The sequence below is a fragment of the Pseudomonas sp. MEJ108 genome (assembly GCF_030208985.1).
GTDB lineage: Bacteria > Pseudomonadota > Gammaproteobacteria > Pseudomonadales > Pseudomonadaceae > Aquipseudomonas > Aquipseudomonas fragariae.
Genome location: NZ_JARVSW010000027.1, coordinates 19,033 through 33,144, shown reverse-complemented (window position 1 = coordinate 33,144; position 14,112 = coordinate 19,033). Strand labels below are relative to the sequence as shown.

The window sequence follows — 14,112 nt, the reverse complement described above, 5'->3', positions numbered from 1 at the left end:
ATCGATTAACTGAATTCTGTTCCGCTCATCTCGGCATTCATAAGGCGCTACAGCGCGTAGCGCCGACAATGCTCAAGGTAGCCCTGCTCGTGACTGCCGACCAGTTGAACGACGCTCGACCATAGCCAGGAGGGAGCGTCCAGGGTCTCGGACCGATTGCTTTGCAGATCCCTGATCCACGCCGCACGTGTGGCCAGGTCCATCTGTCTGGCATGGGCGTTACCAACCACTTTTGCGAGATATGCTGCGGCCTGCATGGCCTCTTGCTCAGTGAGCTCATCCAGTTCCAGCTTCATGTCCTGGGGAAGCAGCTCACGTATGAAGAACGAATGATCCAGCATTCGCACGGCAACCATTCGGCTGCCCAGGCCGGGCGACAGGTTGCGGGCGCCCTCCACTACCCGTTTGCCATTGTCTCTGGGCATGCGAGCCCTCGCCGTACGTGGGGCCGCTGCTGCGACGGCTTCCTTGACGTCGAGCAGGCAGAACTCTTCATCCTCTTCATCGCCAACCCCCATCAGCACTGCGTAGCGAAGCAGCCCCAGAGAGCTGCATCCTTTTACCCAATAGGCGGAGTCAAGCAAGCGCACACGGTCATCCTGGGACCTGCCTTTAAGCGATGTCACCAGCGCATGAATCTCCGGCGTCTCACAAAGCGCCTTGATCGCATCGCGTTCCGCACGCGACAGTTGCCAGAAATGCTTGCCCAGCGGAATGGTCGGTTGCGTACCTTCGAAGCGTTCCTTGGCCAGATGCTTCCACGTGCGTTGCACCGCGCTACGCATTCCGGCTTTCACTTGCGCAGGACGATCGGGCTCTTCATCGTCGTCGCCCATAAACGCTTCTTCGTAGCCCTGCATCATCTCTTCCAGCATTCTTGCAGTGGTGACACCGGGCAGATCCGAGCCACGAGCAGCCGTCGCTAACGACAATCCCAGCCTCACCAGATCATGGGCAGGATTGCCGATGACGGCTTGATCGAGGTCGCGGATATGCATGTCGATGCGCCCTCTCGAGTCCCCCGTGGGCCCCAGATTGCCGGCATGACAGTCTCCGCAGATCCAGACCGGCGGACCGCTGGGCAGACGTCTGCCTGACTGACTGTGAAGCCACTCATAGAACTGGGCGGTATTGCCTCGCACGAACGCGTGCGCAGACCGCGCCATCTTTAAATTGCGCAAGTTGATGAGGGATTTGAGACGGGTGTCGGGGCGAGGCGTTTTCATTGGAAAACCTTGAAGAGGGTTATTCCATTGACTCGGTATGTGACACGAATGTTTCAAGATATTTCGCATCTGGTCGCTATTCGTCTTCAGCGTCGAGACCAGACTCATATCACTCTCATGCGCTTCGGCCCCGCGAACTGGCGAGGTCAACCCTGAAACAAGAGAAAAGCAAAGGAAAGCAGCGTGTATTCCCGGCCCAAATGGTCCAGACGACCAGACCGGGAATACACCTGCACAAGCCCGTTAAAGCTTGAACTGCGCAACCATGGTGTTGAACGAAGTCGCCAGCCGTGACAGTTCCTGACTGGATGCGCTCGTTTGATTGGCGCCTGCCGCCGACTGGGCACTCAGCTCCTGAATGTTGACCAGGTTGCGATCCACTTCGCGTGCGACCTGGGCCTGCTCTTCGGACGCCGAGGCAATCACCATGTTGCGCTCGTTGATCATCCCCACGCCGCTGGTGATTTTTTCCAGCGCACTGCCGGCGCGCTGCGCGAGTTCCTGGGTGTTGGTGGCCGTTGCCAGGCTTTTGCTCATGGCCGCGACCGCACCGTCGGCGCCGGACTGCACAGTACCGATCATGCCTTCGATTTCCACCGTTGAAGCCTGAGTGCGGTGTGCAAGCGCGCGCACTTCGTCGGCTACTACGGCAAACCCTCTGCCTTGTTCGCCGGCGCGTGCTGCCTCGATGGCGGCGTTCAGCGCCAGCAGGTTGGTCTGTTCCGCAATGCTGCGGATGACCTCAAGCACTTTGCTGATATCCCGGACGTGGCCAGCAAGCGTAGTGACAGACCCCGTCGACTCGGTAATCTCGCTGACCATCGTGCCTATGCCCTTGACGGTGTTATCCACCTGGCCACGACCGTTAGCGGCGTCGGTTGCCAGTGATTTCGACTCCTCCGACGTAGATACCGCATTGCGGGCTACCTCTTCCACAGCAGCAGTCATTTCGTTCACCGCCGTTGCAGCCTGCTGAATCTCGTCATTTTGCCGAGTAAGACCGCGGGTGCTTTCTTCAGTGACCGCGCCAAGCTCTTCGGCAGCGGACGCGAGCTGATCGGACGCGCTGGAAATCTCCTGAATCGTTCGTTTCAAATTGCCCTGCATCGTGCCGATCGCATTCAGCAGATGCCCCGCTTCATCGCCTCGGGTGCTGGAAACGCTCTGGGTCAGGTCACCCGATGCAATACGTTGTGCAACTTCGATAGCGCTTCTCAGTGGTCCGGTAATCATGCGAGTGATCAGAATACCCAACATGATCGCCACCACAAACGCGATGACAATACCCGCGGTCAGCATGAATACCGAGGTGCTTTGCAACCTGTCAGCGGCCTCTGCCCCCTCTTTGATCTGGCGCTTGTTGGAGTCGATCATGATCTGTAGATAGCCGCGAGCCTTGTTGAACTCTCCTTCCGCCAGTGCGTTGAGGCGATTGCGCGCGTCTTCCAGTTTGCCTGCCTGCTGCAGGTCAAAGATGTTCTGGGAAGCAGACATGTAGGCCGGCATCAAGGCGTCGTACTGGTCACCCGCTGCGCGTTCATCGTCCTCCAACGGAGTCGCGCGGTAGATGGCATAGACTTTCTGCGCACGCTCCAGCTCGCCGTTGATGCTTTGGCGCATTTTCTCAGCCGTGGCCGTGTCCTTGGCATCGAGCAAACGGTAAAGCCCGCGGTTATGAGTGGTCAGGGCGGTCATCGTCTCGTTGGTGTTGGCCACTGAAACCAGGTTATTCGAGAATGTCAGCTCAAGGGCATCGGAAAGCCGGTTGATACCGAGCATCCCCAAGCCACCCACAGCCAATGTGATCATGGCGCAAACGATGAACGCGGCCATGAGTTTTTTAGCGAAACTGGTGCGATTTATCATGTTCATTGATTATCCATCATCTTTAAGTAAGGGGTCACTTCTGTCCGAGAGCCCTACTGCACTAGAGGCAAGCAGTTACACGTGGATTTTGCGCACGTTTGCTATAAGCGGTTCGTTGCACTACAGAAATGGTCAGCCATTTCTGCGCCAGAGTGGAACCTGCCGATAACAACAAGTAACGGTGCCGCTGTGTAGTGGCTATCTGCCTTCAAGTCGTGAGCTTTACAGGCCGCAAGGCTGGGGAGTGCTGTTCATGGCACTCTAACCTTTCGCGATCCCTGACTTTATCGGCATGGATTGGATTTTATGAACAGGCCTAGGGTGGAACGGACTAAAAAAGTGGTGATTAGATGAACGCGGGCACTGCTGCGCTGGGTGCGTTCAGTGGAATCCAGAGAGGAAACGTATCGAAATGCGAAGTACTCTCTCTGGTGCTTATCCCTGTCCGGGCGCATGCCGCCATGGCGGATTACACTGTTTTATCAAGGTCTGCGGAACAAACGTTTAAGCCTCTCATGACCATCATCGACATAAGTAAAGATAACGGGCACTACCAACAGGCTTAGTACGGTCGAGGCCAATAGTCCGCCGATGACGACCACCGCCATCGGCTGGCGGAAACCTGATTCGCCACCCCATCCCAATGCGGTCGGCAACATGCCCGCGCCCATTGCGATGGTGGTCATCAGGATCGGCCGGGCGCGTTTGTGGCAGGCGTCGATCAACGCGTCATAGCGGCTCACGGTCGGTGCACGGCGGGCCATGATTGCGTACTCCACCAGCAGGATCGAGTTCTTGGTCACGATCCCCATCAGCATCAGCAAACCGATGACTGACGCCATGGAAAAACTCATCCCGCCGATCAACAGTGCCAACAGTGCGCCGCCGAGCGATAGAGGCAGCGCCGAGAGGATTGTCAGCGGCTGCATGAAGTCATGGAACAACAGCACCAGTACCGCGTAGATACAGAACACGCCGACGGCCATCGCCAGACTGAAGTTGCCAAACAACTCGCTCATCAACTGCAACTCGCCCTGCTCCACCAGTTTTACTTGCGCTGGCAGGTTGTGCATGACCGGCGTTTGCCTGGCCTGTTCCATCACTTCGCCCAGGTTGCTGCCATTGAGTTCGATGGACAGCGTGATATTGCGCAAGCGATCGATACGATCAATCTGCGCGGGGCCGCTGCCCATGCTGAGTTCGCCCAGCGACGCCAGTGCTATCTGGCCATCACGCCCTGCGACCCGTAACTGAGCGAGGCTCTGCAGGTCGGTACGTACTTGCGGCTGCATGCGCACCCGCACATTGACCTGGCGCTGGGACAGATTGATCTTGCCCAGGGACGAACTGTATTCGCCATAGGTGGCCATGCGCAGAGTGTCGGCGATGTCCTGGCTACTGATGCCCTGCTCTGCCGCGCGGACAACATCCGGGCGCATCTGGATTTCCGGCCGTTGTACCGCAGCACTTGAGGTGACGTTGCCGATGCCTTTTATCTGGCGTAACTGCGGTTCAAGCGCGGCGGCAGTCCGCTCCAGCAAATCGCCATCATCGCTGGCAAGGACGATGTCCAGCCGTTCGCCGCTGGCGTCACCGCCGACCGTCACCCGCACACCAGGCAAGCTGCGCAGACTTTCACGCATGCTTGCTTCCACCTGGGATTGTTTCAGTGCGCGCTGGTCACGCGGCAGCAAATCGACGGTCAGTTTCGCATCGCGATCACCTGCACCGCCCGCCTCGCCGCTGCCCGCCGCGATGAACACGTGGGCCACTTCAGGAATCGCGCGTAAACGCTTTTCAGCCTGCAAGGCAACCTCACCGGTCTGAGCCAGACTGCTGCCGGGCGGCAGTTCCAGGCTGACGGTGCTGCTGGCAATGTCCTGGGCAGGCAGAAAGCTGGTCGGCAGCAACGGGATCAGCGCCAGCGAGCCGATAAACAAAGCACCAACAATGGCCATGGTGGTCTTGCGGCGGCTCAGGCTGGTGTGAATCCAGCCCAGGTAACGTCTCATCAAACCGCTGTCATGCTCGCCATGCGGACGTGGCTTGAGTAAATACGCCGCCATCATCGGCGTCAGAAGACGGGCGACCAGCAACGAAAACATCAACGCAGCGCTGGCCGTCACACCAAACTGGCGAAACAGTTTGCCGGAAATCCCGCCCATGAAAGCGGTCGGCAGGAATACCGCGACCAGGGTCACGGTGGTTGCCAATACCGCAAGGCCGATCTCGTCGGACGCCTCAATCGCGGCCTGTCGCGGGGTTTTGCCCATGCGCAGGTGTCGCGCAATGTTTTCGACCTCAACAATGGCATCGTCGACCAGAATGCCGATTACCAGCGCCAGCGCCAGCAGCGAAACGGTATTGAGGCTAAAGCCGGCAAAATACATCACGCCGAAGGTCGGGATGATCGACAAAGGCAGTGCCGTGGCCACGATAATCGTCGCCCGCCAGTCACGCAGGAACCACCAGACCACCAAAACCGCCAGTAACATCCCTTCGTAGAGCAGGGCCATGGAGCCGCGATAGTTTTCCATCACCGGCTCGACGGCATTACTCGCCTCTTCGATACGCACATCAGGGTGTTGTATGGCGAACTCATTGACTGCCTGACGCAAATCCCTGGTCACGCCGACGTCGGAAAAACCCAGGGAGCGGATGACCTGAAAGCCAATCACCGGTTTGCCGTCGCGATACGCCAGGGTGTTGCGCTCGGCATGGGTGTCACGCACCGTTGCCAGTTGCTGCACTGCGAGCATTCGTCCATCGCTGACGGGAATGCGGATGGCGCCCAGCGCCGCCGGGTCGTCAATGCCGCCCAGGACACGCAACGCCTGTTGACCGCTGCCCAGATCGCCCTGGCCGCCAGAATTGTCTTTCTGCATAGCCCGCAAACGATCCGCGATGTCGGTCACACTCAGACCCAGGCCGGCCATTAACGCCGGATCAAGGTCAACCTGGACTTCGCGGTCCACACCGCCCACGCGGCTGATCTTTGCGACACCACGTACGGTCAGCAGCTGCTTGCTCAACTCATTGTCGACAAACCATGACAACGCTTCTTCGTCCATCCGTGGCGCATCGACCACATAGGTCAGCAACGCCGTGGTATTGGTGGTCAGGCGGGTTACCGATGGCGTGTCGAGGTTGGCGGGCAATTCAGCCGCAGCGCTGTCCACCGCATTGCGTACTTCGTTGAGGGCTTCGTTGCCATCCTTGTCGATGTCGAAGATGACATTGATGAGGACGCTACCTTCGGTAATTTGCGTGGTGACATGCTTGAGCAGGCGCAACGAGGTCAGCTGGTCTTCGAGCTTGCGCGCGACTTCGGTTTCCAGTTGTTCGGGGGCGGCCCCTTCCAGCGAGGCACTGATGACCACTGCAGGCAGATCGGTGTCGGGAAAGTCCTGAATACCGAGGCGCTCGAACCCGAGGAAACCAAACAGGGTCAGCAGTAAAAACAGCATGACCGCCGGGACCGGGTAACGAATCGACAGCGCGGAGATATTCATTGCGCACTGGCCTCGGCGTTGACCAGTGTCACGCTGGCCCCGTCATTGAGAAAGGCCCCACCGCTGCGGACGATCTGTGCCTGCTCTGCCAGGCCGCCGAGGATTTCCAGCGCCGATCCACGACGTCTTCCGACCTCGACCACCTGTTGGCTGACGCGCATGTCCTTGCCCAGCACAAACACATAAGAGCGCCCGTCGCGCAGGATCACGCTGGTGTCCGGAACCGTCAGCGCCGGGCTGGACGGCAGTTCGATGCGACCGCTGGCGTACATGCCGGCGCGCGCCACAGACCCCACCGGCAGGGAGACATAGACCAGCGCCCTGCTGGTCTTGCTGTCGAGCATTGGCGAGACCAGCCGCACGCGCCCCTGCACCTCAATACCACTGGGCAGCGCCACACGGGCGAGCTGACCGGCCTTAACGCCTGGCAGTTGCTGGGCATCCAGTTCCGCCTGCCACTCGATGCGGCCATCGCGGATCATCCTGAACATTTCACTGCCCGCCGATACCACATCGCCAAGCAAGGCCTTGCGCCCGGAGATAATCCCGTCATCCACCGCGACGATGCGCGTCTGCGCAAGCTTGATCCGGATGCTGCGCAGATCGGCATTCGCCGAGGCCAGGTCAGCTTCGGCGGTCTGCACCTTGACCCGGTACTCTTCCAGTTTCTGCTCGGACAGGGCGCCGCTCTGCCCTACCGAGGCCGCCCGCCTGGCATTGGAGCGGGCTTCCTGCAGTTGCGCAGTGGCCTGGGCGGCCGCCGACTTCTGCTTGTTTTCCTCGGCCAGCACGCTGTCATCGGCCAGGGTCGCCAAAACCTGGCCCTTCTTCACCTGATCGCCGATATCAGCCTTCAGGCTGGCGATACGCAAGCTTCCGGTCTCTGCACTGATCACGGCTTCCTGCCACGGCGCAAGCGCACCACTGGCCACCCGTTCCTGCGGCCAGTCTTCGCGGCGCGGTTGCACTGCCTCCACCGTCAGGCTGGTGGCCGGCGGCGCCGCAGCGGCCGGGGGCGGCTCTGCGCGGCCAGACAATAGCCAGCCCGAAACGCCCAACACCGCCAGCGTCAGCAGCCCATAAACGTGTATCTTCCTCATACGCCGCCCCGCTTCGGTGTTTCACCGGCCAAACCTTCGCGACTGTCCTGCCACCCACCGCCCAGGGCCTTGTACAGGGCAATCCAGTAGCGAACCTGATTTTGTTGCACGGTGATCAATTCGATTTCTGCCGACAGCGCCGAGCGTCGAGCCTCTTCGCGGTCCAGCAGGCTGGCATTGCCGGCCTGCCAGTTGCGGTCTGTGGCCTGGAACGACGCTTCATAACCCTCACTGGCCCGTTGCGTACTGGCTTGCGAACGCCGCGCCGCGTCCAGGCGCACCAGCGCCTGCTCGACCTCCATTACCGCTGTGCGCAGGGTTTGCCGGTAGGTCGCCAGCGCCGAGTCATAATCTGCCCGCGCCGAGTCCACTGCCGCCCGGCGCTTGCCTGCGTCGAACAGCGGAACAGTCAGTTGCGGGCCGAGGCTCCATTCGCGGCTGAATACTCCGGTGGTGGTCCCCACCTCGAACGAGCCAACCAGGCTCAGGCTGGGCAGACGATCAGCCTGGGCAGCGCCGATCTTCGCATTCGCGGCGGCCAGTTCGCGTTCGCTGGACGCCAGGTCCGGGCGCTGGCGCAACAGGTTGGCAGGTATTTCCCGAACATCCAGCAACGCAGGCTGCGGCAGTCTCGCCGGATTATGGCTGAGCACTTCTCGTACCTGTTCCTCGTCGCTGCCGGTCAGCTCCACCAGGCTCTTGAGCAGCACATCGCACTCGCCTTGCTGTTTGATGAGGGTCGCATTACTGGATGCCGCACTGGCGTCGCTCAACGATGAGTCGGCTGCTGCGGTAAACCCGGCCTGAAACGATACGCGAGTCAGGCGTGCGGTCTGCTCCTGGGATTGCGCCTGATCACGGTAAGCGTTCACCAGCATCTGGCAGCCGCGGTACTGCACAAAGTCATCACCGACCTCGGCGGCCAGCGATACACGAGCGTCATGCCAGTCATTGACACGTGCCTCGAGCAGATTGCGCGACGCCTCGTCGGTGCGTCGCAGTTTGCCGAACAGGTCCAGTTCCCAGGATGCATCGAGGGTTGCCCCGGAGGTCTTACCGCTCTGGCGCACCCCGCTCTGCCTGATGCCGGCGCGTGACTTGCTCACGCCGCCGCTTACTTGCGGCAGCCGGTCGGCAACGCTGCCGTCCAGCGTCGCGCGTGCCTGGGCAATGCGTGCCAGAGCCTTATCGAGAGACGGGCTGTCTGCCTGTGCCATACGCAGCAGGGTTGCCAGTGCCGGGTCATTGAACTGTTGCCACCAATCCTGCAGTCCGACCATCGACGCGCCATGGGGCAGCGGCGCATGCCACTGGCTGGCAACCTTCACCGCAGGCAATTGGTAGTCCGGGCCTAATGTACAGCCACTCAGCAATGAGACCAGAAGCGTCGACAACAGGAAGTGGCCAGCAGGTTTGCCAATAGACATAAAGCTCTCGAAGATTCCGGAACAGTGGCGTCTTGAGAAAGGAAGCAACGGGGCAAGAATCCGGACGATCAGGAGCGTTGTCGCAAGGTTTCTTACAGCGCCATAAATCCCTTTCGTAGCATGCATTTAACGCCTGAGACCGCAGGAAGTCTGTCGTGGAATACGGGGACAGTCCCACGGCGATAAGTTGGCGATCACCCTGAGGTTCTTACAGAATCGGGCTCTGCTCGAAGCGAGTATCAATGAATCCGTACCTGTGCCACCAAGGGATCGACTATGGAAGAGTTAAGCAATCTCAAGAAACTGGAGTCGAATGCGCGCACCTACGCAGCGACCTTCCAGCAGCTGTTTGTCAGCGGCAAAGGCATGCGAGTCAAGGACGCCAACGGCCAGGAATACCTTGACTGCCTGTCCAACGCTGGCACGCTTGCATTGGGTCATAACCCACCGGTGGTCCGTGAAGCGGTGATCGAATTTCTGAACAGTGATCATCTGCAGCAGGCCCTTGACCTGGCCACACCGGCCAAGCACGCCTTCGTCGAAGAACTGTTCGCAACGTTGCCTGCCAGCATGCGTGACAACAGCAAAATCCTGTTCTGCGGCCCCAGCGGCTCAGACGCGGTCGAAGCCGCAATCAAACTGGCCCGTCATTACACCCAGCGCTCGCCGCTGATGTCTTTCCACGGGGGTTATCACGGCATGACCGCTGGTGCGTTGTCGGCCATGGGCAACCTCAACCCCAAGGCAGGCCTGCTGGCCCAGGGCACCCACTTCCTGCCCTTCCCCTATCGCTTCCGCTGCCCGTTCGGCACCGATGGTGAACATACTGACCGCCTCTCCATCGAGTACATCCGCACTGTACTCAGTGACCCGGAGAGCGGCGTGCCCAAACCGGCGGCGGTGGTGGTCGAAGTGATCCAGGGCGAAGGCGGCTGCATCGCAGCATCGGCCGAGTGGCTGCGCGCCGTGCGGGAGATCACCCATGAGCTCGGGATCTTGCTGATTATCGATGAAGTGCAAACCGGCCTCGGACGTACCGGCAACCTGTTTGCCATCGAACACTCCGGGATAACGCCGGATATTCTGGTGCTGTCCAAGGCCATCGGTGGCGGTTACCCGATATCAGTGATCGTCTATGCCGAGCACCTGGATACATGGGGCCCTGGCATGCACGCAGGTACCTTCCGTGGCAACCAGGTGGCAATGGTGGCCGGGGCTGCGACCATGCGTCATATCAAGGAGCACGATCTGGTCGGCAATGCCACGCGCCGGGGTGAGCAATTGCACAGCGGGCTGGAGGACATCGCCCGGCAGTTTCCGTTTATAGGCGATGTTCGTGGTCGTGGCCTGATGCTCGGTGTGGAAATCGTCAAGCCGACCAACGGGTCACGTCCGGGGGCTGGCGATGGCGCGCGGGCGCGGGCGATCAAGCTGGAGTGCTTCAACAACGGCATGATCATCGAGACCGGTGGACGCAACAGTGCAGTCCTGCGCTTCCTGCCACCATTGAACATTACCGAGTCGGAAGTGGGCATGATCCTCGACCGCTTCGAACAGTCCCTCAAGAGCAGTAGCGCGGCTCGGGTTTCCAGTGTCAGCGCGGTAGGCTGAGTCCTCGCAACAGCTTGCCAGAGAGGCTGGCGCAGACGACAGCTACCCGTCGACTGCGCCAGTCTCGCGAGCAGCATTCCCCCCTTTGGCTTCCTGCCTGGATGTAATAAGCCGATCTTTGTGACTCCACCGGCAGCAAGCGCTTGTCAGTGCGCGGTCGCACGCACGCGCCCTTCTCCACTGGGCAGGACATCCCCCCTGTCAATCCCGTGCCAGTGCCTCGATCGGATCGAGCTGTGCCGCGTTACGTGCCGGTACGAAGCCGAACACGATGCCGATCAATGTCGAGCAGATGAACGCAGTGACAATCGAGCCCAGGGAGAACACCATCTGCCACTCCTTGACCAGCAGTGAAAACACATAGCCGATCACGAACGACAGGCTGATGCCGATGACCCCGCCAATCAGGCAGACCATCACCGCCTCCACCAGAAACTGCTGACGGATATCCGACTGGCGTGCCCCGACGGCCATGCGAATGCCGATCTCGCGCGTCCGTTCCGTGACCGACACCAGCATGATGTTCATCACCCCGATGCCGCCGACCGCCAGCGAGATCACCGCGATCAACGACAGCAACAGGGCCAGCGACTGACTGGTCTTCTGCACCGTTTGCATCACGCTGTCGAGGTTGTAGGTGAAGAAGTCTTTGGTCCCGTGCCGCTTTTGCAACAGCTTGTTGACGTTGTCCTCGACCACCTTGCTTGGCTGTCCGTCCTTGACCCGCACGGTGATGCCGTCCAGGTAGGTCTGACCCAGCAGGCGTCCGGAGGCGGTTTCGTAGGGCATCCAGATATTCAGGTTCTTGCTGGTGTCGAAGATGTTTTTCTTGTTCTCGGTCACGCCGATCACCGTACACGGCAGGTTACCCACCAGGATCACCTGGCCCAGCGGGTCGACCTTGGGACCGAACAGGCGAATCCGCGTGTTGTGATCGATCACCACCACCTGTGCCTGCCGCCGGGCGTCATCCTTGTTGAAGCCCACCCCCAGGCCCATCTTTGTGCCACGCACCTGGAAGTAGCTCGGGCTGACCCCGCTCACCGTCGCCGATACGTCGATATTGCGGTAGCGCACCAGCAGGTTGCGGCCGATATTCGGTGTGGCGCTGTCGATGTAGTACTCACTGCTCAATGCCGCCACATCGGACAGCGCCAGGGTCTGGATATCCATGGACTTGGTGTCGCCAAAGTCACTGCCTGGGAACACCTCGATGGTATTGCTGCCGATGGCCTGGATGTCCTTGAGCACATAGCGCTTGGCCCCTTCGCCGATCGCTACGATCGACACCACCGAGGTGATGCCGATGATGATCCCGAGCATGGTCAGCAGCGTGCGCATGCGATGCGAGATCAGCGCCACCCACGCCATGACGAAAGCTTCCTGGAACAGGCCGATGTTAGCCATCAGCCGGTTGCCCTGCCTGGGTTTGGTCGGCAGGCGCTCGGTGGTTTTTTCGTTGATTATCGGGCGATCGGTGTTGACCCGGTCGGCGATGATCTCGCCGTCACGCATCTCGATGATGCGCTCGGCGTGCGCTGCCACCTTCTCGTCGTGAGTCACCAAAATCACGGTGTGTCCGGCGCTGTTGAGCTCCAGGAGGATATTCATCACCTCCTTGCCGCTCACGCTGTCGAGGGCGCCAGTGGGTTCGTCGGCCAGAATGATCTCGCCGCCGTTCATCAAGGCCCGGGCGATACTCACCCGTTGCTGCTGGCCGCCTGACAACTGGCTTGGCCGATGCTCCAGATGCCCGGACAGGCCCAGACGCTCGAGCAGCTTCTGCGCGCGCTCCACGCGCATGCCCTTGCCGGTGCCTGCGTAGATGGCTGGCATTTCGACATTCTGGATCGCCGCCAGGTGCGGCAACAGGTGATAACGCTGGAAAATGAAACCGAAGTGATCGCGACGCAGCTCTGCCAGCTCATCATCGGTAAGCGTACCGGTTTCACGCCCGTCGACCTTGTAACTGCCGCTGTTGGGGTGGTCCAGACAGCCCAGCACGTTCATCAGCGTTGACTTGCCGGAACCCGAGGCCCCGGTAATGGCAACCAGTTCGCCGGCATTGATCATGAGGTTGATGTCATTAAGCGCGATGAAGTCCTTTTCGCCGGCGACGAAACGACGGGTGACACCGTTGAGTTCCAGAAGAGCTCGACTCATGGTCAGGCCCCCGCTGCTGCTGGTGTAGCCGACGGTTCACCGATCACCACCTGGTCACCCTCGGCAAGGCCACTCTTGATCTCGACCCGCACGTTGTTGTTGATGCCGGTCTGCACATTGCGGCTCTGGGCCTGGCCCTGCGCGTCCACCACACGCACCGGGAAGCTGCCGTCGCCATTCTTGTCGCCCAGGGCCGCAACAGGGACAGTCAACACGTCCTTGGCCTTTTCACGCACGATATGCACTTGGGCGGTCATCGAAATACGCAGGCGGTGATCAGGGTTGGGGACGTCGAACAATGCGTTGTAGAACACCGCACTGTTCGGTTTGCTGGCGGTGCTGGATTGCGCATCAAGGAAGTTTTGCGGCGCTGGCTCCGTGCCTTTCAGCTTGGCGTAATAGCGTTTTTCGGCATCGCCGAGGATGGTGAAATACACCTCTTGCCCGGGGGTGATATGAATCACGTCGGCCTCGGAGACCTGAGCCTTGACGGTCATGGTGTCCAGATCCGCCAATTTGAGAATCACCGGTGTCAGTTGGCTGGCGATCACAGTCTGACCTTCCTGCGTCACGATACCCACCACATCACCACTGATCGGCGCGACGATACGGGTGTAGCCCAGGTTGATCCTGGCGGTCTCGATCTGGATTCTTGCGTCGCGCACCTGGGCTTCCAGCGACCGCAGGTTGGCACTCCGGACCTCGAAGTCCGATTGCGCCGTATCGAAGTCCTTTTGCGAGATCGCATCATCCGCACGCAGTTGCTTGTAGCGCTGGTAAATGGCTTTGGCGTCCTTGAGCTGTGCGACAGCCGCATCCTTCTGGGCGATCAGGTTCTGTTCGTTGACCTGCGACTGGCGCAGAGTGTTCTGCAGCACCACGGGATCGATTTCCGCCAGCCACTGACCCTGTTTGACCTTGTCGCCCAGATTGACCTTCAAAGACTTGAGCTGGCCCGAGACCTGCGCGCCGACGTCAACCTGCTTGATGCCCTGCAGCACCCCGCTGGCCAGCACCGAGTTTTCGATATCGGTGCGTTCGACCTTGGCAGTCAGGTACTCCGGAGCTTTTTCCGGGGACTGGACGCTGTAGGCAATACCCGCTGCCAGAACCAACAGCACGACAACGATGAGCACTTTGCGAAACTTCAACTTTTTCATAGAAAGCCACGAATGTGTTGAGGATTGACCCGGCGATCAGCCGCCGG

The 14,112-nt window shown here is 60.1% G+C and carries 7 protein-coding genes and 2 pseudogenes; 1 reads left to right on the top strand and 8 read right to left on the bottom strand.

Annotation, left to right across the window (positions count from 1 at the left end; genetic code table 11):
• Window positions 1-47: 47 nt before the first annotated feature.
• From QRN50_RS14070 to QRN50_RS14050, 6 genes and pseudogenes are all read right to left on the bottom strand, one after another.
• Window positions 48-1,226 (bottom strand): DUF2252 domain-containing protein, encoded by a 1,179-nt coding sequence (locus tag QRN50_RS14070; protein WP_011267844.1) that lies wholly within the window; start codon window positions 1,224-1,226, stop codon window positions 48-50.
• 243 nt (window positions 1,227-1,469) lie between these two features.
• Window positions 1,470-2,054 (bottom strand): annotated as a pseudogene (locus QRN50_RS25880) (methyl-accepting chemotaxis protein); the annotation flags it as partial.
• A gap of 273 nt (window positions 2,055-2,327) precedes the next feature.
• Window positions 2,328-3,092 (bottom strand): annotated as a pseudogene (locus QRN50_RS25875) (MCP four helix bundle domain-containing protein); the annotation flags it as partial.
• Between the two features lie 482 nt (window positions 3,093-3,574).
• Window positions 3,575-6,604, bottom strand: coding sequence for an efflux RND transporter permease subunit (locus tag QRN50_RS14060; protein ID WP_058822427.1), 3,030 nt, complete (start codon window positions 6,602-6,604; stop codon window positions 3,575-3,577).
• Window positions 6,601-7,704, bottom strand: coding sequence for an efflux RND transporter periplasmic adaptor subunit (locus QRN50_RS14055; protein ID WP_096127073.1), 1,104 nt, complete (start codon window positions 7,702-7,704; stop codon window positions 6,601-6,603). The genes QRN50_RS14060 and QRN50_RS14055 overlap by 4 nt, the downstream gene beginning before the upstream one ends.
• Window positions 7,701-9,131, bottom strand: a complete 1,431-nt coding sequence (locus tag QRN50_RS14050; RefSeq protein ID WP_024651665.1) for an efflux transporter outer membrane subunit — start codon at window positions 9,129-9,131, stop codon at window positions 7,701-7,703. The genes QRN50_RS14055 and QRN50_RS14050 overlap by 4 nt, the downstream gene beginning before the upstream one ends.
• A gap of 276 nt (window positions 9,132-9,407) precedes the next feature.
• Between QRN50_RS14050 and QRN50_RS14045 the strand changes: the two genes are divergently transcribed.
• The gene (locus tag QRN50_RS14045) at window positions 9,408-10,742 is read left to right on the top strand and encodes a diaminobutyrate--2-oxoglutarate transaminase family protein (RefSeq protein ID WP_003401177.1); all 1,335 of its coding nucleotides are present in this window, start codon (window positions 9,408-9,410) and stop codon (window positions 10,740-10,742) included.
• 201 nt (window positions 10,743-10,943) lie between these two features.
• On the opposite strand, the gene QRN50_RS14040 is transcribed toward QRN50_RS14045, so the two are convergent.
• Window positions 10,944-12,905, bottom strand: a complete 1,962-nt coding sequence (locus QRN50_RS14040; protein WP_096127072.1) for a MacB family efflux pump subunit — start codon at window positions 12,903-12,905, stop codon at window positions 10,944-10,946.
• 2 nt (window positions 12,906-12,907) lie between these two features.
• A complete protein-coding gene (gene macA / locus QRN50_RS14035) occupies window positions 12,908-14,065 on the bottom strand; it encodes a macrolide transporter subunit MacA (RefSeq protein WP_011267826.1) in 1,158 nt (385 codons plus the stop codon).
• Window positions 14,066-14,112: the final 47 nt, after the last annotated feature.